This is a genomic window from Mycobacterium sp. E342 (assembly GCF_001667665.1).
Taxonomy (GTDB): Bacteria; Actinomycetota; Actinomycetes; order Mycobacteriales; family Mycobacteriaceae; genus Mycobacterium.
On the sequence record NZ_LZJM01000107.1, the window covers coordinates 1 to 516 of the forward strand.

The 516-nt window shown below is 72.5% G+C and carries 1 protein-coding gene; it reads right to left on the bottom strand.

Features of this window, described 5'->3' with window-relative positions:
* Positions 1-415, bottom strand: a 415-nt coding sequence (locus A5692_RS07230; RefSeq protein WP_231984229.1) for an ATP-binding cassette domain-containing protein, incomplete at its 3' end; no start/stop codon positions are given.
* Positions 416-516 lie beyond the last annotated feature (101 nt).

Below are 516 nucleotides of genomic sequence, written 5' to 3' on the forward strand. Positions count from 1 at the left end.
CACCGTCGACGGCCGCGAGACGCTGTCGGGCATCTCGTTCAAGGCGCGTCCGGGCGTGTTCACCGCGGTCGTCGGGCGACACGATGCCGATGCGGGTGCGCATGGACTGCGGCGCGGCGTGCACGTCGTGGCCGTCGACGGTGACGCGCCCGGAGCTGAGCTGCCTGGAGCCGGCGAGCAGTCCGAGCAGGGCGGAGTTGCGCGCGGCCGAGGGCCCGACGACCGCGGTGAACACGCCCGGACGCGCCTTGAACGAGATGCCCGACAGCGTCTCGCGGCCGTCGACGGTGAGTCCGAGCCGGTACGCGGTCACCCCGACGGTGCGGGCGTCGGCCCTGAGCGGCAAGCGGTAGGTGGCACTCGGCTCCGCCGTGCGAATCGAAGGACGCGCGACGCGCAGTTTCGAGGTGACCATCCGCTCGATCAGCCCCGGACCGCCCTTGTCCTGGGCGTCGGCCGCGGCATTGATTCCCGCCGACGGGCATGCACCGGCATTCGCACTGTTCGGCTCGGGTC